The organism is Salipiger sp. HF18 (assembly GCF_011806505.1).
GTDB lineage: Bacteria > Pseudomonadota > Alphaproteobacteria > Rhodobacterales > Rhodobacteraceae > Salipiger > Salipiger thiooxidans.
Genome location: NZ_JAATOS010000623.1, coordinates 1 through 2,045 on the forward strand (window position 1 = coordinate 1; position 2,045 = coordinate 2,045).

Consider the following 2,045-nt stretch of genomic DNA (forward strand, 5'->3'; position numbering starts at 1 on the left):
TCGTCTGCAACCGCGCCTCGTTTCCTCGCCGCCGCCGCTCCGTCCTGCGTCCCGTCAGCGCCTCAGCGCCGCCGGTGAGGGGCTATCTACGGATTACACCCGACACCCGCAAGCCCCCTTTCCCATTATTCGTCATCTTTTTTTCATCCAAGAGAAGATGGTACTGATTTCAGGGGGTTAGATCGTACGAAATGAGCCGCTCATCCAGTCCGCTCTGCCTCCCCCAAGGTCACCCAAGGCGCCCCAGCAGTGCCCTGACGGCTTACCCACACGCTTATCCACAGATCGGCCCCCTGCGGCCGCCAGGAATCGGCGGAATCGCCAGCGGAATCAGCGCGACTCTCTGCTGATGCCCGGGAGTCCCCAGGGGCAGCACTGGTCCGACGCCCCTGCGAACCCGTCAGCCTTCGCCGCCCCCACATGTCTCGAGCGTCCAGAGCATCTGGAGCGCGCGGAAATACTCGGGGTCGTGGCTCCACTTCGGCAGGAGCGCAGCCATGAGCTCGGGCGTCAGGTGCGGATTGCTGCCCTTCCACATCCGCGCGGCCTCCGTCGCCTCGTCGCGCCGCCCCGCCAGCCAGAGCGTGCCATAGAGCATCCGGTAGGCCCAGGTCGCGCCGGGCCCGGCGCGGAGCCCCTGCTTCACCAGCGCCACCGCCTCGTCGAAACGCCCGAGATTGCGCATCGCCGCGGACCGGCCGAACAGCACGTTGAAGTGGAACGGATCAAGCGGGCTCAGCCGCTCGCACTGGTCGAAGTCGCGAAGCGCCTGCGCGGCGGCTCCCTTGTAGACGGAGTTCCAGCCGCGGCGCAGCCAGCCCCAGGCGTTGTTGGGATCGAGCAGCAGCGCCCGGTCAACCAGCGCCGCCGCCTGCTCGAAGTCGTTCGCCGCCATGGAACAGGTCGCCCCGAGCGCCACCAGCGAAGCCGCGTCGTTCTGGACCAGAGGTCGGGCTCGCTCGATAAGGTCGAGCGCCGCGTCCCGGTCTGAATGACCATCCTCGCTCCAGAGGTAGCAGCACTGGTGCGCGTGACACCACGCCTTGTAGGCCATGGCCGGGGCGTAATCCGGCGTGTGTTCGAGCGCACGCGACAGGAACCGCATGGCCTTGAGATTCTCTTCCGGCCGGTGCGACCAGAAATGAGGGAGCGCGCTGAGCGTGAGCTCGTAGGCGGTGCGCTCTTCCGGGGCGCGGCGGCGGGCCCGGGCGATCTCGGCGGCGCGCAGGTGCGGCGCGATCTGGCCGGCGACGAGGGCGGCGATGCGGTCCTGCAGGTCGAAGAGGTCGTCGATGCGGTCGTCGAAATGCTCGGCCCAGATTGTCCGTCCGTCGCGCGCCGCCGCCAGATGCACCGAAATCCGCACCCTCTGCCCCTGTTGCCGGACCGAGCCTTCGACCACGTAGTCGACGCCGAGCCGTGCCCCGACCGAAGCGACATCCCGGTCTCCGCCCCTCAACCCGAAGGCCGACTGGCGCGCGACGATGTGGAACTCGCGCACCCGCGACAACGCCGAGGTGATGTCCTCGACCACGCCCACCGCCAACATCTCGTCATCCGGCGCGCCGTAGCTCTGGAACGGCATCACCGCGAGCCCGGGCCGGCTGTCACGCGGCGGCGGTCCGGCGGGGTGAACCGGCTGCGGCCCGGCATCCTGAGCGCTGCGTTCCTGCCGGAGCCAGTCCTCGAAGGCCTCCGAGGGCAGATCGAACCCCTCGAGAAAGCGCCCGCCGCCGGACAGGTCCGTGCCGACCTTGCGCAGGTCGAGCCGCACGATCTGGCGATCCGCGGCGAGCAGCCCCTCGGGCAGGACCCGGCGCAGCACCGAAAGCTCCTGCCGCAGCGAGGCGCGTGCCTGCTCCTCGGCACGGTCGGACCAGAGCAGATCCGCCAGCGCCGCGCGCTCGGCGCGCATCTCGGGCTGTCTGGAGAGGTAGGCCATCATCGCCTGCCCCCGGCGCGACAGCTGGTCCGGGGCACCCGGGCCGCTGAGACGAAAGGGACCGTTGAGGTGAATCGTGAGCATGGCGGGCCGTCAGGCGATG

At 69.3% G+C, this 2,045-nt stretch carries 1 protein-coding gene; it reads right to left on the minus strand.

Going from position 1 to position 2,045, the window contains the following annotated elements; genetic code table 11:
• Positions 1-400: 400 nt before the first annotated feature.
• Positions 401-2,026 carry a hypothetical protein gene (locus HC022_RS25040; RefSeq protein WP_167454195.1) on the minus strand — a complete coding sequence of 542 codons (1,626 nt, stop codon included), beginning with the start codon at positions 2,024-2,026 and terminating at the stop codon, positions 401-403.
• Positions 2,027-2,045: the final 19 nt, after the last annotated feature.

What these genes read in the sequence shown, in the direction of transcription:
- HC022_RS25040 (WP_167454195.1), bottom strand. Translation starts at nt 2,026, where the DNA reads ATGCTCACGATTCACCTCAACGGTCCCTTTCGTCTCAGCGGCCCGGGT.